Genomic DNA, 24,229 nt, shown 5'->3' on the forward strand with positions numbered 1-24,229 from the left:
AACTTTGTAGGCTGTTTCCGTTGTCCTGCTTCCTGCTAAGCCAACGGACTCCCCTTAGCGCTGCTGCTTATGTTTTCCGATACTGAATACGACCTGATTGTGGTAGGCGCGGGCCACGCCGGCTGCGAAGCCGCCGCCGCCGCCGCCAACCTGGGCTCGAAAGTGCTGCTGGTGACGATGAACATGAATACCATCGCCCAGATGTCGTGCAACCCCGCCATGGGGGGGGTAGCGAAAGGCCAGATTGTGCGCGAAATCGACGCGCTCGGTGGCCAGTCGGGACTCATTACCGACCGCACCATGATTCAGTTTCGAATGCTGAACCGCTCCAAAGGCCCCGCCATGTGGAGCCCACGCGCCCAAAGCGACCGCATGCGCTTTGCCGAAGCCTGGCGCATGACGCTGGAGCAGATTCCGAACGTCGATTTCTGGCAGGAAGCCGTGACGGGTTTAGTTATCGAAAACGACGCCTGCGTGGGTATTCGCACCGCGCTGGGCATCGAGTTTCGGAGCAAAACGGTGGTGCTTACCAACGGTACGTTCCTCAACGGCCTCATTCACATTGGCGAGAAGAACTTTGGGGGGGGTAGGGCCGCCGAGAAAAACAGCCGCGGCATCACGGAGCAGCTCGTGGAGCTGGGCTTCGAGGCCGGGCGCATGAAAACCGGCACCCCGCCCCGCGTGGACGGCCGCTCACTCGACTACTCCAAAATGGAAGTGCAGGACGGTGACGCCAACCCCAGCCGCTTCTCGTACCTCGACACGCCGCCGCTCACCGGGCAGCGCCCGTGCTACATCACGTACACCAACGAGCGGGTGCACGAGATTCTGAAGGAAGGCTTCGAGAAGTCGCCCATGTTTCAGGGCCGCATCAAGGGCCTGGGGCCGCGCTACTGCCCGAGCGTGGAAGACAAAATCAACCGTTTCGCCGATAAGGACCGCCACCAGATTTTTGTGGAGCCCGAAGGCTGGAGCACCGTGGAATGCTACGTGAACGGCTTCAGCAGCTCGCTGCCCGAAGATGTGCAGTACCGCGCCCTGCGCGCAATCGCGGGCTTCGAAAAGGCCAAGATGTTCCGGCCCGGCTACGCCATTGAGTACGACTTTTTCCCGCCCACGCAGCTCACTAATACGCTCGAAACCAAGCCAGTGCGCAACCTCTGGCTGGCCGGCCAAATTAACGGCACCACCGGCTACGAGGAGGCCGCCTGCCAGGGCCTGATGGCCGGCATCAACGCCCACCAGCGCGCTGCTGGCAAGGAGCCCTTCACGCTGCGGCGCGACGAGGCCTACATCGGCGTGCTCATCGATGACCTTATCAACAAGGGCACCGACGAGCCCTACCGCATGTTTACGAGCCGCGCTGAGCACCGCATTATGCTGCGCCAGGACAATGCTGACCTGCGCCTCACGCCGCTGGGCCACGCCCTGGGCCTGGCCAGCGATGAGCGCCTGGCCCGCGTGCGCCAGAAGGAAGCCGACACCACCGCCGCGCTGGCCGTGCTGGCAAATTTCGGCATCGAGCCAGCCTCGATTAACGGCTTTTTGACTGAAAAAGGCTCGGCCGAGATTCACGAGAAAACTCGCGCCCTCAACCTCTTGCGCCGGCCCAATATCGAGCTGCCCGAGCTGGCCGCCGCGCTGCCCGAGCTGGCCCAAAAGCTGGCCGCCTTCAGCGAGGATGCCAAAGAACAAGCCATTATCCAGACCAAGTACGAGACGTATTTGCAGAAGGAGCAGCAGCAGGCCCAGCGCATGCGCGAGCTGGAAGACTTCCAGATTCGGGGCCGCCTCAACTACGGCGCCATGCCGGCGCTCAGCCACGAGGCCCGCGAAAAGCTGCTCAAAATTCAGCCCGAAACGTTGGGTCAAGCCTCGCGCATCAGTGGCGTGAGCCCGGCCGACGTGTCGGTGCTCATGGTGTACCTTAATCGGTAATTATGAGTTAGGAATTATGAGTTATGAATTGGGTAAAAGCGCTTTAGGTACCTTTGTATCCCATTTTTAACTCATAATTCCTAACTCATAATTCCTAATTCAAACGAGTGAACGAGTTACTAGAAAGTTGCCCAATATGCGGCGGCACCGATTTGCCCGCCAAGCTGCAAGTGCAGGACAAGTCGGTGAGCCAGGAAACGTTCACGATTGCGCAGTGCGCGGGCTGCGGCTTGCAGTTTACTAACCCCCGGCCCGACGCCGCCCACATTGGGCGGTACTATGAGTCAGCGGCTTACGTGTCGCACAACTCAGCGGCGCAGGGCCTGGTAAACCGCGTGTACCGGATGGCACGCTTCTTCACCATGCGCCACAAGGTGGCGCTTATTACGAAGCTGAACGGCGGCCGGACGGGCCGGCTGCTCGACTACGGCTGCGGCACGGGCCACTTTCTGGCGCGGGCCAAAAGCGCCGGCTGGCAGGTAACGGGCCTGGAGCCCAACCCCGGCGCCCGCCAGGATGCCGCCGCCCGTGTGGGCCAGCCCATTCTGGAAGTGAGCGCGCTGACTGCCCTACCCCCCGCCAGCTTCGACATCGTGACGCTGTGGCACGTGCTGGAGCATGTGCACACCCTCAACGAGACGCTAACCCAGCTGGTGGCCGCCCTGCGGCCGGGCGGCCGGCTGCTCATCGCGGTGCCCAACCCCGATAGCCTCGACGCCCAATATTACCGCGACAACTGGGCCGCCTACGATGTGCCGCGCCACCTCTACCACTTCGTGCCCGACACCATGCGCCGGCTGCTGGCCCGCCACGGCCTGCGCATCACCCACACCCTACCCCTGATGCTCGACGCCTACTACGTGAGTATGCTGAGTGAGCAGCTGCGCACCCCAGCCCAGCCGGTGGGGCCACTGGTGGTGCTGCGGGCGGGCTTGCGCTCCAACCAGTACGCTGCCCAGAATGGCGGGCAATATTCGAGCTTGCTCTACGTAGCTGAGCGGGCCGCCGGCTAGCCGGGGCCGCCGCAACGGCAGCGGTTATTTTTGTTGAGTTTTTCCGCCGCTTTTTTGCTGATGAGTTTTCGCGCTGTTTTTCGTTCGTTGTGGAGTAAGGGGGGGGGTAGGGCCGCCGGGCTAAGCGCGGGCTCGCGGGCGGCGGGGGCGCTGGCGGCGCTGCTGGCGCTGGGCAGCTGCGCGGCCATCAGCTCGCCGCAGGGCGGCCCGCGCGACAAAACGGCGCCGCGCCTGATTGCCACCTCGCCCGACAGCGCCGCCCGCAACGTGAAGCAGCAGTTTATCAAGCTCACGTTTTCGGAGGCCATTCAGCTCAAGGAATTACCTAAAAACCTGCTCATTACCCCCCAGCTGCCGGCTGATAACCCCTACTCGGTGCGCCAGGACCGCGACGCGGTAACGCTGCTGTTTAAGAAGCCGCTGGAGGCGAATACGACGTATTCGTTCAACTTCCGCAAGGCCATTGTGGATGCTAATGAGAGCCTGCCGGCTAAGTATCAGGCGCTGAGCTTCAGCACCGGCGCTACCCTCGACTCGGGCGTGGTGCGCGGCAGCGTGGTAGACCTGCTCACGACCCGCCCCGCCAAGGATGCCATCGTGGGCCTCTACCGCACCACCGATACCGTGGGCGTGCGCCGGGGCCAGCCCTACTACCTCACCCGCACCGACGACAAGGGCCAGTTTCAGCTCAACTTTGTGCGGTCGGCGCCCTACGATATCTATGCCTGGGCCGATAAAAATAACAACGGCCGCTTCGACGACGGCGAGAAAATCGCCTACCTGCCCGCCCCGCTGCCGGTGAGCGACACCACCGCGCCGCGCACGCTGGTGCTGGTGCGGCCCGACCGCCTACCCCCCCGCCGCACCGGCCTCGAAACCACCGCCCTCCAAGCCCGCGTGACCTTCAACGAGGGCCTGCGCACGGCCACGCTCGCGGCCCTACCCCCCGGCGATGTGGCCACCCAGGCCGCCGTGCAAAATGCCACCGAGCTCACCGACCAGGCCCACGTATTTATTATCTATAAAACGCCGGCCGTGGGCGATGGCCGCTACCTGCTGGCCACCGCCGACAGCGTGGGCAACGAGCGCCGCGACACGCTCAACCTGCGCTTTCCGGTGCCCACGGCGGCCGGCAAGAAAGCGCCGCCCGCTGGCACCAGCCTGGTGGGCGGCGCCCGCTCAGTGTACCGGCAGGGGCAGGTGAAATTCCGGTTTCCGGTGCCGGTGCAGCTGGTGGCGGGCAAGAGCCCCGGCACGCTCAGCGAAGACTCGGTGAAAACCCACGCGTTGCGCGTGCCCGCCGAGGCCAGCCTTAGCCCCGACCGCACCCTGCTGACGGTGAACCTCGATACCAAGGCGCTGAAAACAGTAGAAATCCGCCTCGATACCACGGCCATCGTGGCCATCACGGGCCAGAGCCTGGAGCTGCGCCGCCCGGTGCGCCTGGCCGTGACTGACCAGGACCCGAGCGGCCTCATCTCGGGCACTATTACGAGCAAATACCCGCAGTTTGACCTGCAGTTGCTTAATGACCAGTTTCAGGTGGTGGCGCAGCTGCGCTCGCCGCGCGGCACCTACCGCTTCGACCACCTCGCGCCCGGCAAGTACCGCCTGCGCGCCCTCATCGACCAGGATGGCGACGGCCGCTGGCGCAGCGGCGACCCCAACCTGCGCCAGCCCGCCGAGCCCATTTTCCTCTACCCCAAAACCCTGGACGTGCGCGCCGGCTGGGAAGACGAAGAAAACCTGAGCTTCTAGGCTGCGCGGGGCCTTCTGGCGGTGCGAGGGGGGTAGGGATGCCCCGGCGAACGGCAGGCCAGGGCGCGGAAGGCCATCGCGGCGGTCGCTTGCCCAGTGTGCGGCCAAAAATGCCCCAGCTGGCTTTCCTACCCCCTTTATCCACTGAGTAGCAGCCGCTGAGCCGTCTTTCGTGGATAACTGCGCGGTTAATGTTGGTTACTGCGCGGCGTTTTCGGCTTGTTTGGGCGAAATATGTGCATAAACGGCCTCAACTCACCAGTTGAGGCCGTTTTGCTTGGAGCTTGGTGGATAACTCACCTGCATTTCCAGTTACTGAGGCGGGTTTTTACCCATTATCCACTAGTTATCCACCGGGTTTCCCACAGCCGGGCCGTTGGCTGGGCTTTTTTGTGGATAACCGTGGGGAAACCCACCGGCGGGCGGTGGATAAAATGCGGACAAGTTTTTTTGGTAATGCGGCCCGGCGAGCAGTTCAGCAGCGCTGTGGATAACCGTGGATAACTCTGCCCCCCTACGAACACTATCCACACACCCTACCCCCTGTGAATAGTGGATAAGTGGATAACCCCTGTGAATAGTGGAAAACCCGGTTAAGTTTCTCACCAATAGCCCCATGATATGCACATTGCCTGTGGATAGCCGGTGCATAAGCCCATAGTTACCCACCTCTTATCCACGCTGTGGACAACTCCCGCAGGTTATCCACTTATCCACTGCCCTGATGGATGGAAATAGAAAAGAGATTTTTTAAAAAGAAATTAATTCACAATTTGAGTTTGTGGAAAACTTCGGCCAGCCGGTTTCTCTACCCCCTCCGGCCGGGCCAACCCTGGGCGGCGGGCGGCCGTTGAAAAAGTGCCCGCGGCCGTTCGCGACCCGCTTACTACCACCCCCCGAAATGCCGTTCGACTACAACCTCGATTTTGCTGCCACCGATTTTCGAGCGCACCCCGAGCTGTACCGCGTGGGCAAGGGCGAGCAGGGCGTGCTGCTGGTGCAGCCCTACAAGGGCGAAATTCTGCCCCACTGGCGCTTCAAGGACGCGGCGGCGGCCCGTGAGTCATCGGCGGCCATTTGGGCGCTCTTCGAGGCTTATTTGAAGCAGGAGGACTTTGTGGGGGCTGACATGGCGCGCAAGTTTTTGCAGATGGGCTTCACCCGCGCCCGGCGCTACGCCAACCACGCCGGCGGCAAGAAGTACGCCGGCCCCGTGCCCGATGACAAAAAAGGCCAGAGCGGCGCCCACGGCCGCGCCGAATTGCCCCGTAATCCACACCCCGATGTGGATAAAGTAGAAGCCGCCGCCATTTTCAAAGCCAAGTGGGACGAGGCCAAGGCCCTGCCCGAGTACCAGCGCCAAAAAGCTGCCTTCGAGGCGAAGTATGGGAAATAAGTGTGGGGTAAGCTTTAGCTTGCCGGGAAGTAGCTGCCAGTGCTACCATGGCCAGCTAAAGCTTACCCCACACTTCCCGGCAAGCTAAAGCTTACCCTACACTTTACCTTTGCTTTTAATCTAACCTCCCTACCCCCCATGAGCACCCCGACGACCACCCCCAGCAGCATCGAGGAAAACGAAATTATCTTGGGCACCGGCATGGGCCCGCTGCGCTTCGGCACTACGATGGATGAGGTGCGCACCCTGGTGGGTGAGCCCGAGGAAATCGACGAGTCGGAAGACGAGGACGAGTTTGAGCACCAGGCCTGGAACTACTACGAGGACGACCACCTGCTCTCGCTCTACTTTGACCGCGAGGACGACTTCCGCCTGAGCTGCATTGAAACCGACAACCCCGGCCTGCGCCTCTTCGGCGAAATTATCCACGGCCAGCCGCTGGATAAGATAAAGGACCTGATGAAGCGCCACAACCAGGCCGCCCCCGAAGTGGAAACGATGGAAGGCGGCGAGGTGCGCCTCTCCTACGAGAAGTCCATGATTGACATGTACTTCGAGGAAGGTTTGCTGCAATTCGTGAACTTCGGCGTCTTCATTAATGACGACCTGGAGGTGCAGTGGCCCAAATAAGCTTTCTTGGCATTAGCCTGAAAGTTCCCAGGATTATCCACTAGGGTTAAAAGTTATCCACAAAAAGGCCGTTTTTGGCTGTTGATAAGTGGATAACTCAGTGAAGCAGGGATTATTCCCACGTTATCGCTTCTGGCCTTGGCCAAATAGCCTAGCAAAAAAGCCAACCCTAATCGGGTTGGCTTTTTGCGTGTAGCGCGGACGCTGCGAGTCTGCGCTACTTACCCTGCGAAAGAGCGGAACAGCAGAAACAGCAGCCCTGATAGCACCATGGTTACGGGTAGCGTGAGCACCCAGGCCAGGGCAATGCTGCGCACCATTTCGGGGTTGATATTCTTGACGCCGCGGCTAGCCACCATGCTGCCCGCGATGGACGAGGTGAGCACGTGCGTGGTAGAAGTAGGCAAGCCCGACTGCGTGCTGAGGCCAATCATGGCGGCCGCCACCAGCTCCGAGCTGGCGCCCTGGGCGTAGGTAAGGTGCTCCTTGCCGATGCGCTCGCCGATGGTTTTTACGATGCGCTGCCAGCCGATGGTGGTGCCGGCTGCCAAGGAGAGCGACACCATGAGCAGCACCTGCCAGGGCGCGTAGTCGGTGAAGGTTTTCATCTCGTCGATGGCCTTGGTGTAGGTGGCGCGGTCAGCGGTGCTGATGCTCACTTGGTCGGAGCCGAGCAGCTTTTTGCCGCGGTTGGCGAGCAGCAGGATGTCGCGCCGAATCTCGAAGCGGGCCTGCTTGGGCAGGTCGGCCACTTTGTTTTTGCCGGCAAATACGCGGTCGAGGTCGGCGGTTTGGGTGCGCACCTGGGTCAGCATCTGCTGGTCGGCCGCGCTGAGGCTGGTCGGCTCCAGGCGGTTGAGCACGTACTCTACCTTGGTGAGCGAGTCGCGCAGGTCGAGCGGGTTTTTGTTGCTGTCGAGGGCAAATTGGATGGGCACGATGCCGATGAGGATGAGCATTATCAGCCCTACCCCCTTCTGGCCGTCGTTGGAGCCGTGAAAGAAGCTCACCAGCGTGCAGGTAGTGATGAGCGTGAGGCGGATGAACAAGGGCGGCGGCTTGCGCTTGTGGGGCTCCTTAAACAGGGCCTTGCTCGGGAAAAACCGCTTGAGCAAGAACATCATAATAATGGTGAACGTGAAGCCCAGGATGGGGCTCAGCAGCAGGGCCAGGCCGCTTTCGCCGGCCTTGCCCCAGTTTACGGCCGCGCCCTTGCCGCCGGGCAGCAGCGAAAACGCAATCCCTACCCCCAGGATGGAGCCGATAAGCGCGTGCGACGACGAGGACGGAATGCCGTAGTACCAGGTGCCGACGTTCCAGATAATGGCCGCCACGATGAGCGCGCCCACCATGGCAATGCCGTGGTACACGTTCTGGTCCACGAGGCTCTCCACGGGCAGCAGGTACACAATGCCCATGGCCACGCCGATGCCGCCCGAGAAGACGCCGATGAAGTTCCAGAAGGCCGACCACACTACCGCCACCCAGGGCCGCAGCGTGTTAGTATAGATAACGGTGGCCACGGCGTTGGCCGTGTCGTGAAAGCCGTTAACAAATTCAAACGCGCACGCGGCTAGCAAACAGACGACTAGCAGCAGCAACACATGGGGTTCAAGTCCGAACATAGAGAGGGGCCGGAGTGGGTAGCCGGCCCGCAAAATTAGCGCGGTATCACGTTAGCGTCATGTTACCGAATTGTTGGCCTTCTTGGTTTCATTGCAACCGGTTCTTGATTTGTGAATAAGACGCGGTAAAACGGGGCCTACAGCTTGATGCGCACCACCACATCGCTGGCCCCGCCGAAGAGGCCGTAGCCGCCCTGCACGTTGGAGCGTAGCGGCGCGGGCTCGGCAAAGGGGTTGTCGTTGGCCGTGCGGTAGCGCTGCACCGACTGGTAGAAGTCGTAGGTGCTGGCCGGGATGCTGCTCACCGTGAGCTCGAGGTAGGCGGGCGGCGGCGGGGTAGGGCGGTTGGAGGCGTAGCCGCCGCCGTAGTAGAGATAGATGGGGCTACTGTACACGAGGCGCTGGCCCTGGCGCCCGGCATCGCTGATGGGTATGATAGAATTAACGTTGCCGACGTAGGATAAGACGAACTGATTGAGGTTGATAGTCGGCGTCGGCACATTACTATTGTTAATATCAGATTCTTGATAGGCGTAGCCCCAAAACGCGCCAGCCGCATCGAGCACCCGGGGGGCATAGGCTATGTAGTAATCGGTAGTAGCCGCCGGGTCGAGAATAGCAAACGACAGCAGCCCGTAGTAGTCGAAGGTGAAGCCGCTTGCGCCCGGCGCTGGCACCGGCTGCGGCACATAGCTAACCGCCTCCAAAGCCGGCAGGGGGGGTAGGGCCATCGTGGCCTCCAAGGCCTCCAGGCCGGGCGCGCTGGCGCGCAGCAAGTACGCCTGGCCCGGCACGCCCACGTAGTTGCGCACCGGAATGTAAGCGCCGTAGCGGTAGTCGGTGGGCAGGCGGGCGTAGCGGCTGGTGTCGGGCCGAAACTCCTCCACCACCTGCCCGCTGGCATCGCGCACCTCAATGGTGGCGTCGGCCCGGCCCTCCAGGTTTTTATTCACCAGAATGGCCTGGCTGGTGCTGGCAAACGCCCCGCGGTCGCTGAAAGACTGTTGGTAGCGGGCCGTAGGCGGCTGGTTGCTGAGCGTGTAGGTGAGCGAGAGGCGCGGCGTGTGGGCCGGCGGCGTCACGGTCACCACGCTTTCGCAGCTGGCCAGGGCCGCCAGGGCGAGTAGGAGCAGAGCTGGTTTCATGGCACAAAGGGGGGGTAGGGACTTAAAACTTGAACGCCTTGCTGACCGACGGAATGATGGGAAACAGCGACACCTGCTTGTAGCTGGCCGGCTGCACCACCGTGCCGTTCAGCTCCACAAGAGCCGCGTCGAAATAGAGGTAATACGGGTTCCGGCGGCTATACACATTGTAGATAGACAGGCTGTTGACCACCTCGCCCCAGCGCTTTTTCTTGGTCTTGCTCAGGTCGAGGTCGAAGCGGTGGTAGGCCGCCATGCGGTACGAGTTGCGGTCGCCGTAGTCGTTGAAAATGACGCCGCCGCCCACCTCATAGCGCCCCGAGGCCAGCGTGGTGGCGTTGCCGGTGCCATACACCCAGGTGCCCGACAGCGTGAGCGTGGGGCTGAAATGGTGAATGACCACCACCGACACGTCGTGCCGCCGGTCGTACTTATAAGGGAAAATCTGCCCCCGATTCAGCTCCGCAAACTGGCGGTTGCTCCAGGCCAGCGTGTAGCCCACCCAGCCGGTGGTGCGGCCGGTTTTCTTCTGCAAAAACAGCTCGCCGCCGTAGGCCCAGCCCCGGCCGCTCGTGATTTGGCGCTGCCAGTCGCCGTCGGTAGTGTTCAAAAAGCTGGCGCCCTCGCGGTACTCCACCAGGTTTTGCATGGGCTTGTAGTACGTCTCGAAGCTGAACTCAAACGCTTCGCCCCGGTAGCGCAGCGTGCGGGCCGCGCCCAGGCTGAACTGGTGCGCCACCTGCGGCCGCACCGTTGCCGTGGCCGGCACCCACAAGTCGGTGGGCAGCCCGATGCCGCTGTTGGTGAGCAGGTGGATGTACTGCGTGGTGCGGGCGTAGGAGCCCTTCAGGGCCCACTCGTCGGTGAGCATGTAACGGGCGGCCAGTCGCGGCTCCAGGGAGGGGTAGAGTTTGTTTTCGACGTAGAAGCTGCTCAGGCGCAGGCCGGCGTTCACCTTCAGGCGGGCGCTGAGGCGGTAGTCGTCCTCCACGTACACAGCGCTTTCGGTGCCCGCCGTGCGGCTGCCCGAGGCCGAGGCACTGGCTAGGTTGTCGGTCATGCTGTTCTGCACCACCGCGCCCGGCCGAAACGCGTGCCGGATTACCTGCCCCCCAAACCGCAGGTAGTGGTCGGGCGAGGGCAGGTAGTCGAAGTCCGTTTTGAAGCTGAAATCCTTGATGCTCGACAGGTAGTTGAGGGCGCTGGTGCTGGTGGCGGGCTGGCCCTGGTCGAGGTAGCGCCGCTCGCTGCCCTCGCTAATGTCGAACTGGTACTGGCTGTAAGTCAGGTGGGTGTTCATAAACAGCCGGTCGTTCACCACGTGGTTCCAGCGCAGCGCGCCGGTGAGGTTGCCCCAGCCCAGCCGGCTATCCGAGCGCCGGAAGTTGGTGCGGCCTTCGTCGGCATCGTGCAGGTTGGCGTAAAAATTATCGTAGCCCCGGTAGGCGCTCAGGTACAGGCGGTCGCGCGGGCTCACCTTCCAGTTGAGCTTGGCGTTGAGGTCGTAGAAGTAGTAGCCCAGCGAGCCCGCCTGTTCCTCTTTTTTCAATTGACTCTGAATAAAGGGCCGGGCCACCACGTCGATGTAAGTGCGCCGCGCCGACACGATGAACGAGGCTACGTCCTTCTTAATGGGCCCTTCCAGGGTGAGCCGCGAGGCTACCAGCCCAATGGCGCCCTCGCCGTGCAGCGCCTGCGCATTGCCCTCCTTCATCGAAATATCGAGCACCGACGACAGCCTACCCCCGTACCGCGCCGGGAAGCCGCCCTTTATCAGCTCCACATTGTTCAAGGCATCGGCATTGAACACCGAGAAGAAGCCAAACAGGTGCGCCGCATTGTACACCGGCGTGCCATCAAGCAAAATCAGGTTCTGGTCGGGCGAGCCACCGCGCACGTAGAGGCCGCTGCTGCCCTCGCCGCCGCTCTGCACGCCGGGCAGCAGCTGCAGTACCTTCAGCACGTCGGTTTCGCCCATGAACTTAGGCAGGCTTTTGATTTGGGCGATGGGCACGTTGATGGTGCCCATGCGGGTGCTGCGCGGGCCGTGGTCGTCGGCGGCCCGGCGGTCGCCTACCACCTCCACGTCGGCCAGCTCGTTGGCGGCGGCCGGCAGCCGGAAGGTGTGCTGCGCGCTGCCGGTGGCCGGCGCGGCCCAGCGCCCGCGCTCATAGCCCACGTAATTGGCCACCAGCCGCACCGAGTCGAGCCCCGCCGTGGGCACGGTGAGCGAGTAGAAGCCGTAGGTGTTGGTGGCAGTGCCCCGCCCGGTGCCCGCCTGCACCACGGCCACGCCAATCAGGTTTTCGCCGGTGGCCAGGTCGCGCACGTAGCCGCTGAGCGTGACGTGGGCCGGCGGCGGGGGGGTAGGGGCCTGCGCCTGGGCGGTGCTCACGCGCAGCCCGCCTAGCAGCAGCAAGCAGTAAAGTTGTTTCACAGTGGAAAAGGGTAGAATTCAGGTATTGCCGACGAAGGTAGGGTAGGGCCCGCCGCCACGTGTGCGGTTGATGAGTAAATAATTGACTAATTAGTTGCTTGCCCTACCCCCCTCACGGCGCGTCAAGCGGACCAAGCCCCACCCAAACCCCGCCGCCAACAATGAGCAGAAGAAGCCCCCAACCAAAAGCGCACCCAGCCCGCGCAGCGGGCGTATCTGTTTAATCCGTTATAATCTGCGGTCTACCTTTGCTACTTATGAGCAAGCCCGCGTCTACGCCTACGCCTGAGAATACTCAGCTAAAAGATATCGTCGCCCACGCCAAAGAATACGGCTTCGTATTTCAATCCTCTGAAATATATGACGGCCTCGCCGCCGTGTACGACTACGGCCCCAACGGCGTGGAGCTGAAAAATAACCTCAAGCGCCTGTGGTGGGAGGCCATGACCCAGCTGCATGGCAACGTGGTGGGCATCGACGCGGCCATCTTCATGGCGCCCCAAACTTGGGAGGCCAGCGGTCACGTGGCAGGCTTCAACGACCCCCTCATCGATAACCTCGACAGCAAGAAGCGCTACCGCGCCGACGTGCTGCTCGAAGAAAAAGCCGCCGAGTACGAAAACGCCGGCGACCCCGCCCGCGGCGCCGCCCTCACCGCCGAAATGGGCCGCCTGCTCACCGCCAACGACCTGGCCGGCGTGCGTCAGCTCATTCTCGACGAAAAAATCAAGTGCCCCGTCTCCGGCACCGGCAACTGGACCGAGGTGCGCCAGTTCAACTTGATGTTCTCGACCCAGGGCTCGGCCGTGGACTCGGACGCGCCGCCTGTGTACCTGCGGCCCGAAACGGCCCAGGGCATTTTCGTCAATTTTCTGAACGTGCAGAAGTCGGCGCGGATGAAAATTCCGTTCGGTATTGCGCAGATTGGCAAGGCGTTCCGCAACGAGATTGTGGCCCGGCAGTTCATCTTCCGGATGCGGGAGTTTGAGCAGATGGAGATGCAATTCTTCGTGCGCCCCGGCACCGAAGGCGAGTGGTACGACACCTGGAAGGCGGCGCGCCGCCGCTTCCACGAGGCCCTCGGCCTACCCCCCGAAAAGCTGCGCTTTCACGACCACGACAAGCTGGCCCACTACGCCAAGGCCGCCGTCGACATCGAGTACGAATTCCCCTTCGGCTTCAAGGAAATGGAGGGCATCCACTCGCGCGGCGACTTCGACCTGACCCAGCACCAGAACCTGAGCCGCAAAAAGCAGCAGTACTTCGACAACGACATCGACGAGGCCACCGGCAAGCCTTACGGCAACTACGTGCCCTACGTGGTCGAAACTTCGGTGGGCGCCGACCGCCTGTTTCTGGCTACCCTCTGCCAGGCCTTCCAGGAAGAAACCATCACCGAAGGCGAGGGCGAAACCCAAACCACCAAGCAGCGCACCCTCCTGAAGCTGCACCCGGCAGTGGCGCCCATCAAGGCTGCCATCTTCCCGCTGGTGCGCAAGGACGGCATGCCCGAAAAAGCCCAGCAGATTTTCGACGACCTGCGCTTCGATTTCCGCTTGGTTATCGAGGACAAAGACGCCATCGGCAAGCGCTACACCCGCCAGGACCTCATCGGCACGCCCTTCTGCATCGTGGTGGACGGCCAGACGCTGGAAGACGACACGGTGACGGTGCGCCACCGCGACACCCGCGAGCAAACCCGCATGCCCATCAGCGCGTTGCGGGCCTATATCGGCGAAGCCGTGAGCTTCAAGACGGTGTTTGCCAAATTGTAAAACGGAGTGGCACTCAGTTTGGCGTCAGGTTCGTAGTGCCGAAAGGCTGCGTGCCATTCCACCATAACTTTACCCTATCGCCAAACGGAGTACCACTCCGTTTTACATCTATCCTATGTATTATCAGCGTAATCTGCCGCATATTATGCCGTCGGGAGCTACGCTGTTCATCACCTTTCGGCTAGCGGGTTCGCTGCCGGGCCAAGTTATTGAGCAACTAAGGAAGGAATACTCCCAACCTGAACATACTCAGGAAGACGCTGAGCAATCGTACGCTCGCCAGCGCCGTTATTTTGGTGCTTTCGACCAATTGCTTGACGCTGATGATACTGGTCCAACCTGGCTGCGACAAGCAGAGATAGCTGCTGTTGTAGGTGAGGCACTGCATTTTCGTTCTGGCATTGAGTATACCTTGTGGGCTTACTGTTTAATGGCGAACTACGTACATCTGCTAGTTAGTCTGCCTGAAATTGAGCACCAACCTTTTTACCGTATTCTACAATCGTTGAAAGCCCGAACTGCCCGCCGTTGTAATGAGTTGTTAGGGCGCAGCGCAGTTGCCTTTTGGCAGGCTGAAAGCTATGACCACTACGTGCGCGATGGTGCGGAAATGGACCGCATCGTGGCGTACATCTTGAATAACCCGGTAAAGGCTGGCTTGGTAGAAGACTGGACTAAGTGGCCCCACACGTACCTAAACCCTGAATGGTAATGTAAAACGGAGTGGCACTCCGTTTCCCGCCAGGATTATTAGATAATGTAAGACGGAGTAGCACTCCGTTTTTCGCCAGAATTATTAACTGATTGATTACTAGCCGCACGCCAAACGGAGTACCACTCCGTTTTACATATTCCTTATCCTATGTGGGGACATATCGCCCTCTTTATCATCAAGTTCCGCCGGATTTTGCTGATACTCATTGCCGTTTCGACCCTAGGCATGGCCTGGATAGCGAAGGACGTGCAGATGACCTATGACTTTGCCCAGGTGGTGAGCCCGAAGGACCCCGACATGGTGTACTTCCAGCAGTTCAAAAAGACCTTCGGCGAGGATGGCAACATCCTGGTGCTGGGGATGCAGGACAGCTCGGTGTACAAGCTCAAAAACTTCCGGCTCTACGACCAGCTGGCCAATGAGCTGGTGAAAGTGCCGGGCGTGTCGGGCGTGCTGGGCCTGCCCAAGCTCATTCAGATTCAGAAGGATACGGTGAACAACAGCTTCGTGACCGTGCCCGTGTTTGCCCGGCCGCCCACCAGCCAGGCCCAGCTCGACTCGCTGATGCGGGTGGTGAACAACATCGAGTTTTACCAGGGCCAGGTAGTGGCGCCGCGCACCGGCGCCACGCTGCTGGCCGTGACGCTCGACCCCAAGTGGCTTAACTCGGACCGCCGCAAGGAGGTGATGAACAACATCTTAAATCTCAGCGCCAAGTTTGAGAAGGACTCGGGCATCAAGCTGCACTACGCGGGCCTACCCTACGTGCGCTCCACGATGACGAGCAAGGTATCGGCCGAGATGAAGTTTTTTGCCGGGCTCATGGTGGTGGTGATGGCCATTATCCTGTTCGTGTTTTTCCGCACCTGGTCGGCGGTGGTGGTGCCACTGCTGGTCGTCATCATCGTGATGATATGGTGTATTGCCACCATTGTGCTACTCGGGTTTAAAATCAACCTGCTCACGGGCCTGATACCGTCTATCCTGGTGGTTATCAGCGTGCCCAACTGCACTTACCTGCTCTCGCGCTACCACTACGACTACCGCAAATCGGGCAACCAGATACTGGCCATGACGCGGGTAATCCGCAAAATCGGCCTCATTACGCTGGTCAATAACACGACCACGGCCATCGGCTTTTTCGTGTTCACCTTCACCGATATTGCCATTCTGTTTCAGTTTGGGCTGGTGGCCACGATTAACATTTTCGTGGCCTTCATCATCAGCTTCATCATGATTCCGGCGGTGTTTACCTACCTGCCCGGCCCCACCGACAAGCAGCTGGAGCACCTCGACTCGAAGCCGCTGGTGGGCATTATTCACTTCCTCGACTTCATCGTTTTGCGGCGGCGGCGCACCATTTACATCACGGCGGCGGTGCTGGTGGGGCTGGCCTCCATCGGCATTTCGCGCATTGAAGCGGTGTCGTTTATGGTGGACGACCTGCCCAAGCAAAGCTCCGTAAACGAGGACTTGAATTTCTTCGAGGCCCGCTTTGGCGGGGTGATGCCGCTGGAGTTTGTGGTGGATACCAAGCAGCCCAAGGGCCTGCTGAAGCTGCCTAACTTGCAGAAAATCGACCAGTTCGACAAGTTCCTGCAGGCCCAGCCCGAACTGTCCACGCCCATCAGCATGGTCACGTTTTTGAAGGCGTCGAAGCAGGCGTTCTACAACGGTGACCCGCAGTTTTACAAGCTGCCCGATAACGACGACAAGAACTTCATCCTGAGCTACCTGGCCAACTCGCAGGGCAAGGGCGCCAACTCGACCAGCAAGCTGCTCAAAACCTTCGTGGACAGCACCCAGCAGCGGGCCCGCATTAGCGTGAAAATCGCCGATATCGGCTCACATAAGCTCGATACGCTGGTGAATAAGCGTATTGAGCCGGCCATCAAGCGCATCTTTGCTGGCACCGATATGGTGGTGCGCCGCACGGGCACGACGGTAATTTTCACGAAGGGCAACGAGTACGTTATCGGCACCCTGGGCGAGAGCCTGTTGTGGGCCTTTGGGCTAGTGGCGCTGGTAGTGCTGCTGCTCTTTCACTCGGTACGTACTATCTTCTACGCGCTGATACCTAATATCTTAACGCTGACCCTGACAGCCGGCGTAATGGGCTACTTCGGCATTGCGCTGAAGCCGGCTACGGCCCTGATTTATGTAATTGCCCTGGGCATCGACGGTGACAACTCGATTCACCTGCTGGCCAAGTTTCGGCAGGAGATGGCCGTGACCGGCAAAAGCGTGAGTGAGGCCATTACCAACACGTTGAGCGAGGCCGGAACGAGCATGTTCTACACCAGCATTGTGCTGTTTATCGGCTTCAGCATCTACGGCTTCAGCGAGTTTGGCGGCACGAAGGCGCTGGGCGTGCTCATGGGCGCCTCGCTGCTGATTACCAACTTCTCCAACCTGGTTTTCCTGCCGGCGCTGCTGGTCACGTTCGAGCGCGGCGGTAGCTGGAACACGCCCAAAACGGCCCTCGTGCACCACTACGACGACAGCTACCACGAGGAAGACGACGACATGGACCAGAACCTGCAACGCCTGAGCGTGGAGCGGACGCCGGTTAAAACGACTTAGATTACCTGAATTACAGCAAAAAAGAACGTCATGCAGACCGCAGGGAAGCATCTCGCTCACCTCGTTGAGTTAGTAACCCCAATGTCAGCGCGCGAGATGCCTCCCTGCGGTCTGCATGACGAACGAACAAAAAGCTAACGGCTAACAGCTACTAGCTAACAGCTTAAAAAAATGACTTACCCCGAATACAAGCAGCCGCTCGACTACGCCAAGCTCGCCCAGGACGTGCGAGCTTACTGGGACGCCAACGGCATCTTCGAAAAGAGCGTGAGCAGCCGCGAAGGCCAGCCTACGTTCGTGTTTTACGAGGGCCCGCCCTCGGCCAACGGCCAGCCCGGCATTCACCACGTGATGGCGCGGGCGGTGAAAGACATCTTCTGCCGCTACCAGACGCAGCTCGGTAAGCAGGTGCCCCGCAAGGGCGGCTGGGATACCCACGGCCTGCCCATCGAGCTACAGGTGGAGAAGGAGCTGGGCATCACGAAAGAGGATATCGGCCACAAAATCAGCGTCGAAGACTACAACCAGCGCTGCCGCGAAACCGTGATGCGCTTCAAGGCGCAGTGGGACGAGCTGACCCAGCAAATGGGTTACTGGGTGGACCTCGACGACCCCTACATCACCTTCGAGCCCGAGTACATCGAGAGCTGCTGGGCCTTGCTCAAGAAGCTCTACGACAAGGGTTTCCTCTACAAAGGCTACACCATTCAGCCCTACTCGCCGGCCGCTGGCACTGGCCTCAGCTCGCACGAGCTGAACCAACCCGGCACGTACAAGGACGTGAAGGACACGACCATTGTGGCGCAGTTTAAGGTGGTGCGCGATGTGGCTTCGGAGAAGCTGTTTGCTGCGGCTGAAATCGAAGGTTCAGCTGCGCTTGGAATATCTATCTTAGCTTGGACAACTACACCTTGGACATTACCTGCAAATACCGGGTTAGCTGTAGGGCCTAAAATCGTCTATCAGCTTGTTCAAACCAAAAATCAGTACACTGGTGAACTAATCAATGTATTGCTGGCGAAAAGTCGTTTCACTTCATACTTCTACTACGACACGACTTATCCCGTAGGTCATGGAGTGCTACCATCAGTAGAAGCATGGTCAGGTGCAGTTGCTGCTGGAGGTAAATATCTGCCATTTAAGGTTCTAGGCGAGTTTACGGGCGCCGATTTGGTAGGCATCCACTACGAGCGCCTGTTCAATACCGAAGCCGGTTTCCCCCATTTTGAAGGTGAGGAAAATGCTTTCCGCGTCATCCCCGGCGACTTCGTGACCACCGAAGACGGTACAGGAATCGTGCATATTTCGCCCACGTTTGGCGCCGACGACTTCCGGGTGGCGCAGCTCAACGGCATCCCCGCGCTGATGGTGGCCGACGACCAGGGCAAGCTTGGCCCCATCGTGGACCGCACGGGCCGCTACGTGGCCCAAATGGGCGAATTTGGCGGCCGCTGGGTGAAGAACTACGACGGCCACGACCAGAGCGGGGCCGACTATAAAACGCTGGACGAGAGCATCGCCATCCGGATGCGCACCAACGGCACGGCCTTCAAAACCGAGAAGTACGAGCACACCTACCCCCACTGCTGGCGCACCGACAAGCCGGTGCTCTACTACCCCCTCGACTCGTGGTTTATCAAGACCACGGCCGTGAAAGACCGGCTCATCGAGCTCAATAAAACCATCAACTGGAAGCCCGAAAGTACCGGCACCGGCCGCTTCGGCAACTGGCTCGAAAACCTGGTGGACTGGAACCTCAGCCGCTCGCGCTACTGGGGTACGCCGCTGCCCATCTGGCGCACCCAGGACCGCACAGAGGAAATCTGCATCGGCAGCATTGCCAAGCTGAAGGCGGAGATTGACAAGGCCGTGGCGGCCGAAGTCATGACCCACAACCCCTACGCCAACGGCGAGAAAATCGACCTGCACCGGCCTTATGTGGACGATATTTTCCTCGTTTCGCCCAGCGGCCAGCCCATGTACCGCGAGCCCGACCTCATCGATGTGTGGTTTGACAGCGGCGCGGTGCCGTATGCGCAGTGGCACTATCCGTTTGAGAATCAGGAGAAATTCGCCAAGAACTTCCCCGCCGATTTCATTGCCGAAGGCGTGGACCAGACGCGCGGCTGGTTCTTTACCCTGCACGCGCTGGCCGTGATGCTGGAAGACTCGGTGGCATTTAAGAACGTGATTGCCAACGGCTTGGTGCTCGACAAAAACGGCGAGAAGATGAGCAAGCGCCTCGGCAACGCCGTGGACCCGTTCGAAACCATCGCGCAGTACGGCCCCGACGCCACGCGCTGGTATATGATTGCCAACTCTTCGCCCTGGGACAACCTCAAGTTTAACCCGGCCGGCATTGTGGAGGCGCAGCGCAAGTTTTTCGGCACGCTGTATAACACGTACTCGTTCTTTGCGCTCTACGCCAACCTGGATGGGTTCCAGGTCAGTCCTACCCCCCTTCCGGTGGCCGAGCGCACTGAGCTCGACCGCTGGATTCTGAGCAAGCTGCAGAGCCTGCTGGCCGAAGTGCGCGGCCATTTCGACAGCTACGACCCCACGAAAGCCGCCCGCGCCGTGCAGGATTTCGTGACCGACCAACTCTCCAACTGGTACGTGCGCCTCTCGCGCCGCCGCTTCTGGAAAGGCGAGCTAACTACCGATAAGCAAGCCGCTTACGAGACGCTGCACGAGTGCCTTAGCACCGTGGCGCAGCTCATGGCGCCCATCGCGCCCTTCTTCGCCGACTGGCTGTATGGCAACCTGGCGAAAGGGGAGGGGGTAGCAGAATCCGTCCACCTGACTTACCTGGCCGAGGCCGATACCTCGCTCATCGACAAGGCGTTGGAAGAGCGCATGGAGCTGGCCCAGCGCATCAGCTCGCTCACGCACTCGCTGCGCAAGAAGTCGGTGCTGAAGGTGCGCCAGCCTTTGCAGCGCATCCTGGTACCGGTGCTGAACGACTCGACTAAGGAGCAGGTGGGTAAGGTCGAAGACCTTATTTGCGCCGAGGTAAACGTGAAGCACGTGGAGTTCCTGGACGACACCAGCGGCGTGCTGGTGAAGTCGGTGAAGCCCAATTTCAAGCGCCTCGGCCAGGTGTACGGCGCGCGCCTGAAGGCCGTGGGTGCCCGCATCCAAACCTTGAGCCCCAACGAGTTGAGTCAGCTCGAGAAGCAGGGCGAGCTCGCCGTGGAAGTGGAGGGCGAAACCCTCACGCTGCACCTCGACGAAGTTGAAATCCGCACCCAGGACCTGCCCGGCTGGCTGGTCGCCACCGACGGTCCGCTCACCGTGGCCCTCGACGTGACGCTCACCGACGAGCTGCGCCAGGAAGGCCTGGCCCGCGAGTTGGTCAACCGCCTCCAGAACCTGCGCAAAGACTCGGGCCTCGACGTGCAGGACCGCATCAGCGTGCACCTGGCCGCCAGCGCGCCCGCCGAGCTGCAAGCCGCCGTGGCCGCCTTCGGCGAATACATCCGCGAGGAAGTGCAGGCCCTGCGTCTCGACTTCGTGCCTGAAGTAGTAGGCGGCGCCGTGCTGGAGTTTGACGACTTCTCGGTGCCCGCTAAAGTAGATGTTGTAACTGCCTGAGTGTAAGTGACCCGGCTGCGCCTGAAAACGCGGTCGGGTTTTCCCGCGCACAACGCTTCGCTTACCCCGTTTTTAAAGGTTCTGAAACCTTGTAATTCGGTATAAAACAGTACAAAGTAACATGAGTTTCACTAGTGCAGCCTGATTCATCCGATACCGCTTCCGCTTCCTTGCCGCCCCGCCCGGCGCGACGGGGTAGCGTGCTGCCTTTCTTCCTGCTGGCCTTTTTTGTCATTGTCCTCGACCAGCTATCTAAGTATCTGGTGCATAGCCACATGCGGCTGGGCGAAACCATTCCGCTGCTGGGCAACGTCCTGAAGCTGCTTTATACCGAAAACCCCGGTATGGCCTTTGGCGTGGAGCTGCCGGCGCCGTTTGGCAAGCTGCTGCTCACGGGTTTTCGGTTGCTGGCGGTGGGAGGCATCAGCTACTACATTGCGCGCTTGTGGCGGCAGCGGGCGGCGGGCGGCTTTCTGGCGTGCATGGCGCTCATTTTGGGCGGGGCGCTGGGCAACGTGCTTGACTCGGTTTTCTACGGCGTTATCTACCACAATGCGCCGGCCGGCTCGCCTACCCCCTGGTTTTATGGCCAAGTCATTGATATGATTAATGTGCCTATCTACCAGGGTTTTTACCCGTCGTGGGTACCCGTTGTGGGCGGGCAGTACACGAGCGGCTTCCCGATTTTCAACCTGGCCGACTCGTCTATTTTCATTGGGGTAGCGCTGATTTTACTGCTGCAAAACCGCTTTTTCAAGCCTGAGCAGCCGGACGCTGCATAGTAGCGCGAACTTTGTAGTTCGCGACCCAGAACGATACTTGTTGAACCGGCGCGGGTACGCGAACTACAAAATTCGCGCTACTGACAAGCGCCAGTCAGCGACTTGAAAAGCAATAAACAATTAATTATCAATAATTTACGTACGCTATAATTTGCCAGTGTCTACCGAGTTGCCTATCGATACCTCTGCGCGGCCCCCGCGCACCCCGGCGCGACGCGGCAGCGTACTGCCTTATTTCCTGTTGGCTTTGTTTGTTATTCTGCTTGACCAGCTTTCCAAGTACTTGGTAAATAAGCACATGCAGCCGGGGCTGAATGGGGAAGTTCCGCTCATTGGCAACTGGTTTAAGCTGCACTACACGCTGAACCCCGGCATGGCCTTCGGTGTGGAGCTGCTGCCGCCGCCCTACGGCAAGCTGCTGCTCACGGCGTTTCGGCTGCTGGCAGCGGGGGGCATCAGCTACTACATCGTGCAGCTGTGGCGGCAGCGGGCGGCGGCGGGCTTCATTGCCTGCATGGCACTCATTCTGGGCGGGGCCGTGGGCAACGTGATTGACTCGGTTTTTTACGGCGTCATTTACCACAATGCGCCGTTTGGGTCGCCTACCCCCTGGTTTTTCGGCCAAGTCATAGATATGATTTACGTCGATATTTACGAAGGATTTTTGTCTAGTGCCTGGCCCATTTTGGGTGGGAAATATGTGTCGCTCTGGCCAATTTTTAATCTGGCCGACTCGTCCATCTTCGTTGGGGTAGCGCTGACTCTGCTGCTGCAAGGGCGCTTCTTCAAGCAAACGGAGCAGAATACGGCGCTGGCCACCCCGGCCCCGCCCACTTCGGAGCCTGCCTAGTAAACTTGCGGCGCGGTATCTTCCGCGCCGCTTCTTTTTGCCCCATGCCCTTACTCTCTGTTCAACATCTCACCGTCGATTTTCATGCGCAGCGCGGCATCACGCGGGCTGTAGCGGGCGTGTCGTTTGAGGTGGGTAGGGGAGAGGTGGTGGCGATTGTGGGCGAGTCGGGCTCGGGCAAGTCGGTGACCTCGCTGGCGCTGCTGGGGCTGCTGCAAAAGCCGGCCGCGCACATCGAGAGTGGCACGGCCATTTTTGAGTCGGAGAAGATAGGCCAGGTCGACCTGCTCCAGCTCAGCGAAGCGCAGCTGCAACAGGTGCGGGGCAATGACATCAGCATGATTTTTCAGGAGCCCATGACCTCCCTGAACCCCGTGCTGACTTGCGGCTATCAAGTGGTGGAAGCCCTGCTGCTGCACACTGCACTCAATAAGCCGGAGGCGGAGGCCCGCACCATTGAGCTGTTTACTGAAGCGCAGCTGCCGCGCCCGACCCAGATTTTCAAGTCCTACCCCCACGAAATCAGCGGCGGCCAGAAGCAGCGCGTGATGATTGCGATGGCCATGGCCTGCCGCCCAGCGCTACTCATTGCCGACGAGCCCACCACGGCCCTCGACGTAACGGTGCAGGCGCGTATCCTGGACCTCATCCGCGACCTGCGGCGCGACTACGGCACGGCCGTACTTTTCATTACCCACGACCTAGGCGTGGTGGCCGAGATTGCCGACCGCATCCTGGTGATGTACCGGGGTAGGGTAGTGGAGCAGGGGCCGGTGCTCGACATCTTCACCAACCCGCAGCACCCGTATACCAAGGGACTGCTGGCCTGCCGGCCACGCCTGTCGATTGGCAAGAGCCGCCTGCCGGTGGTGGCCGACTTTATGCAGGCCGATGAGGCGGGCAACCTCGTGGCGCGGGTGGCTGGAGTAGGGGCGGAGCCGCTGCAAACCGACGCTGTTCAGTTACGAAGCAATTCTGAAAGCGCCAAAACGTTCCCCGTGGAACAAAAAACGGGTTTTGCGGGGTCGCCTACCCCCCTGCTACAGGTCGAAGACCTGCGGGTATACTTTCCGATTCGCAAGGGATTTTTTGCGCGCACCACCGAGTTTGTGCGGGCCGTGGATGAGGTCAGCTTCACCATCTACCCTGGCGAAACGGTGGGACTGGTGGGCGAGTCGGGCTGCGGCAAGACCACGCTGGGCCGGGCATTGCTACGCCTCACGGAACCAACGGCCGGCCGTATCCTGTTTGAAGGCACGGACCTGGCCCGCCTGCCGGCCGGCGAGTTGCGCCACCGGCGGCGCGAGTTTCAGCTGGTGTTTCAAGACCCGTATGCGGCCCTGAACCCAATGCTCACGGTGGGCGAGGCCATCCTGGAACCGTTGCGGGTGCATGGGGTAGGCGGCAGCCGTGCCGAGCAAAAGGCCAGGGTGCGCGAGCTGCTGCGCACCGTAGGCATGAGCGACGATGCGGAGCAGCGCTACCCGCATGAGTTTAGCGGCGGGCAGCGGCAGCGCATCTGCATTGCGCGGGCGCTGGCCTTGCGGCCTAAGCTCATTGTGTGCGACGAATCGGTGTCGGCGCTCGACGTGAGCGTGCAGGCCCAGGTGCTCAACCTGCTCAACGACCTCAAGCGCGAGTTGGGCATTACCTACCTGTTTATTACCCACGACCTGTCGGTGGCCCGCTTTATGAGCGACCGCCTGCTGGTGATGAGCCACGGCCGCATCGTAGAAAGCGGCCCGGCTGCCGATGTCTACGCCCACCCGCAGCACCCGTATACCCAGCAGCTGCTGGCTGCCATCCCGAGCGACGACCCTGCCCGCATCGCGGCGCGGGTGGCCTTGTAGAACGGAGTGGCACTCCGTTCCCGGTCGCGCTATACCGCTCAGGTAGCGCCAGCCGAACAAGCCGCTCCCGTCTACGTTCTACTTTCATCCAACAACGAGCGGAGTACCACTCCGTTCTACTTTCTTTACCCCACGTCG

Annotated in this window: 15 protein-coding genes; 12 read left to right on the plus strand and 3 right to left on the minus strand. The window is 60.6% G+C overall.

The features are described from left to right. Positions 1–69: 69 nt before the first annotated feature. From mnmG to E4631_RS20795, 5 genes are all read left to right on the plus strand, one after another. Positions 70–1,938 (plus strand): tRNA uridine-5-carboxymethylaminomethyl(34) synthesis enzyme MnmG, encoded by a 1,869-nt coding sequence (mnmG, locus tag E4631_RS20775; RefSeq protein WP_133655770.1) that lies wholly within the window; start codon positions 70–72, stop codon positions 1,936–1,938. Between the two features lie 107 nt (positions 1,939–2,045). Further along, positions 2,046–2,951, plus strand: a complete 906-nt coding sequence (locus tag E4631_RS20780) for a class I SAM-dependent methyltransferase (RefSeq protein ID WP_133655769.1) — start codon at positions 2,046–2,048, stop codon at positions 2,949–2,951. A gap of 60 nt (positions 2,952–3,011) precedes the next feature. Beyond that, the gene (locus E4631_RS20785; RefSeq protein WP_133655768.1) at positions 3,012–4,709 is read left to right on the plus strand and encodes an Ig-like domain-containing domain; all 1,698 of its coding nucleotides are present in this window, start codon (positions 3,012–3,014) and stop codon (positions 4,707–4,709) included. A 901-nt stretch (positions 4,710–5,610) separates the two neighbouring features. Beyond that, positions 5,611–6,105 carry a DUF4385 domain-containing protein gene (locus tag E4631_RS20790; RefSeq protein ID WP_133655853.1) on the plus strand — a complete coding sequence of 165 codons (495 nt, stop codon included), beginning with the start codon at positions 5,611–5,613 and terminating at the stop codon, positions 6,103–6,105. Between the two features lie 138 nt (positions 6,106–6,243). Then, positions 6,244–6,735, plus strand: coding sequence for a hypothetical protein (locus tag E4631_RS20795; RefSeq protein WP_133655767.1), 492 nt, complete (start codon positions 6,244–6,246; stop codon positions 6,733–6,735). Positions 6,736–6,956: 221 nt separating this feature from the next. Here E4631_RS20795 and E4631_RS20800 read toward each other — a convergent pair whose 3' ends face one another. From E4631_RS20800 to E4631_RS20810, 3 genes are all read right to left on the minus strand, one after another. Further along, entirely contained in the window at positions 6,957–8,360 is a 1,404-nt protein-coding gene (locus tag E4631_RS20800) for an inorganic phosphate transporter (protein WP_133655766.1), read from the minus strand. 137 nt (positions 8,361–8,497) lie between these two features. Then, the gene (locus tag E4631_RS20805) at positions 8,498–9,505 is read right to left on the minus strand and encodes a DUF4249 family protein (protein ID WP_133655765.1); all 1,008 of its coding nucleotides are present in this window, start codon (positions 9,503–9,505) and stop codon (positions 8,498–8,500) included. 22 nt (positions 9,506–9,527) lie between these two features. After that, positions 9,528–11,942: a TonB-dependent receptor gene (locus E4631_RS20810; RefSeq protein ID WP_133655764.1), complete on the minus strand. Its 2,415-nt coding sequence runs from the start codon at positions 11,940–11,942 to the stop codon at positions 9,528–9,530. A 257-nt stretch (positions 11,943–12,199) separates the two neighbouring features. Between E4631_RS20810 and E4631_RS20815 the strand changes: the two genes are divergently transcribed. The 7 genes from E4631_RS20815 (at position 12,200) to E4631_RS20845 (ending at position 24,091) form a co-directional block, all read left to right on the plus strand. Further along, positions 12,200–13,717 (plus strand): glycine--tRNA ligase, encoded by a 1,518-nt coding sequence (locus E4631_RS20815; RefSeq protein ID WP_133655763.1) that lies wholly within the window; start codon positions 12,200–12,202, stop codon positions 13,715–13,717. Between the two features lie 115 nt (positions 13,718–13,832). Then, positions 13,833–14,429, plus strand: coding sequence for a transposase (locus tag E4631_RS20820; protein WP_133655762.1), 597 nt, complete (start codon positions 13,833–13,835; stop codon positions 14,427–14,429). Positions 14,430–14,579: 150 nt separating this feature from the next. Next, entirely contained in the window at positions 14,580–17,015 is a 2,436-nt protein-coding gene (locus E4631_RS20825) for an RND family transporter (protein WP_133655761.1), read from the plus strand. 171 nt (positions 17,016–17,186) lie between these two features. Next, positions 17,187–20,609: an isoleucine--tRNA ligase gene (gene ileS / locus E4631_RS20830; protein ID WP_133655760.1), complete on the plus strand. Its 3,423-nt coding sequence runs from the start codon at positions 17,187–17,189 to the stop codon at positions 20,607–20,609. Between the two features lie 170 nt (positions 20,610–20,779). Beyond that, entirely contained in the window at positions 20,780–21,391 is a 612-nt protein-coding gene (locus E4631_RS20835; protein ID WP_240735117.1) for a lipoprotein signal peptidase, read from the plus strand. A 169-nt stretch (positions 21,392–21,560) separates the two neighbouring features. Beyond that, a complete protein-coding gene (locus tag E4631_RS20840) occupies positions 21,561–22,241 on the plus strand; it encodes a lipoprotein signal peptidase (RefSeq protein WP_317129139.1) in 681 nt (226 codons plus the stop codon). Positions 22,242–22,285: 44 nt separating this feature from the next. After that, positions 22,286–24,091: an ABC transporter ATP-binding protein gene (locus E4631_RS20845; protein WP_133655759.1), complete on the plus strand. Its 1,806-nt coding sequence runs from the start codon at positions 22,286–22,288 to the stop codon at positions 24,089–24,091. The last annotated feature ends 138 nt before the right edge of the window (positions 24,092–24,229 follow it).

Source organism: Hymenobacter sp. UV11 (genome assembly GCF_004684095.1).
In the GTDB taxonomy this organism is placed as follows: domain Bacteria; phylum Bacteroidota; class Bacteroidia; order Cytophagales; family Hymenobacteraceae; genus Hymenobacter.

What these genes read in the sequence shown, in the direction of transcription:
- mnmG (WP_133655770.1), top strand. Translation starts at nt 70, where the DNA reads ATGTTTTCCGATACTGAATACGACCTGATTGTGGTAGGCGCGGGCCAC.
- E4631_RS20815 (WP_133655763.1), top strand. Translation starts at nt 12,200, where the DNA reads ATGAGCAAGCCCGCGTCTACGCCTACGCCTGAGAATACTCAGCTAAAA.
- E4631_RS20795 (WP_133655767.1), top strand. Translation starts at nt 6,244, where the DNA reads ATGAGCACCCCGACGACCACCCCCAGCAGCATCGAGGAAAACGAAATT.
- E4631_RS20785 (WP_133655768.1), top strand. Translation starts at nt 3,012, where the DNA reads ATGAGTTTTCGCGCTGTTTTTCGTTCGTTGTGGAGTAAGGGGGGGGGT.
- E4631_RS20805 (WP_133655765.1), bottom strand. Translation starts at nt 9,505, where the DNA reads ATGAAACCAGCTCTGCTCCTACTCGCCCTGGCGGCCCTGGCCAGCTGC.
- E4631_RS20820 (WP_133655762.1), top strand. Translation starts at nt 13,833, where the DNA reads ATGTATTATCAGCGTAATCTGCCGCATATTATGCCGTCGGGAGCTACG.
- E4631_RS20825 (WP_133655761.1), top strand. Translation starts at nt 14,580, where the DNA reads ATGTGGGGACATATCGCCCTCTTTATCATCAAGTTCCGCCGGATTTTG.
- E4631_RS20800 (WP_133655766.1), bottom strand. Translation starts at nt 8,360, where the DNA reads ATGTTCGGACTTGAACCCCATGTGTTGCTGCTGCTAGTCGTCTGTTTG.
- E4631_RS20790 (WP_133655853.1), top strand. Translation starts at nt 5,611, where the DNA reads ATGCCGTTCGACTACAACCTCGATTTTGCTGCCACCGATTTTCGAGCG.
- ileS (WP_133655760.1), top strand. Translation starts at nt 17,187, where the DNA reads ATGACTTACCCCGAATACAAGCAGCCGCTCGACTACGCCAAGCTCGCC.
- E4631_RS20845 (WP_133655759.1), top strand. Translation starts at nt 22,286, where the DNA reads ATGCCCTTACTCTCTGTTCAACATCTCACCGTCGATTTTCATGCGCAG.